The 627-nt window shown below is 62.4% G+C and carries 1 protein-coding gene; it reads left to right on the plus strand.

Annotated elements, in window-relative coordinates; all coding sequences use genetic code 11:
• Positions 1 to 21: 21 nt before the first annotated feature.
• Positions 22 to 627: methylmalonyl-CoA mutase family protein (locus E5W70_RS32640; RefSeq protein WP_292665494.1), on the plus strand; the 606-nt coding region annotated here is incomplete at its 3' end.

A 627-nucleotide genomic window follows, 5' to 3' on the forward strand; every position in this document is an offset into this window, starting at 1 on the left:
TCAGTCGATCGGAGCCGTACCATGATCCCGGATTTCAGCCAGATCGGCTGGTCGCCGCCGCGGCGGGTGCCGGTCGAGGTCAAAGGTCAGCGGATGACGCCGGAAGGCATCGCCGTCAAGCATCTCTACAACCAGGGCGATCTCAAGGGCTTGCCGCATCTCGATACCTATCCGGGCCTGCCGCCCTTCGTGCGCGGCCCCTACCCGACGATGTATGTCCAGCAACCCTGGACGATCCGGCAATATGCCGGCTTCTCGACGGCCGAAGAGTCCAACGCCTTCTACCGGCGCAACCTTGCCGCCGGCCAGAAAGGCCTGTCGGTCGCCTTCGATCTCGCCACGCATCGCGGCTACGACAGCGACCATCCGCGCGTCGCCGGCGATGTCGGCATGGCCGGCGTCGCCATCGATTCCATTCTCGACATGCGCCAGCTGTTCGATGGCATCCCGCTTAACGAGATGACGGTATCGATGACGATGAACGGCGCGGTGCTGCCGATCATGGCGCTCTATATCGTGGCGGCGGAGGAACAGGGCGTTGCGCAGAAGGACCTCACTGGGACCATTCAGAACGACATCCTGAAAGAGTTCATGGTGCGCAACACCTACATCTATCCGCCAAAACCT

The organism is Mesorhizobium sp. (assembly GCF_005063415.1).
Taxonomy (GTDB): domain Bacteria; phylum Pseudomonadota; class Alphaproteobacteria; order Rhizobiales; family Rhizobiaceae; genus Mesorhizobium.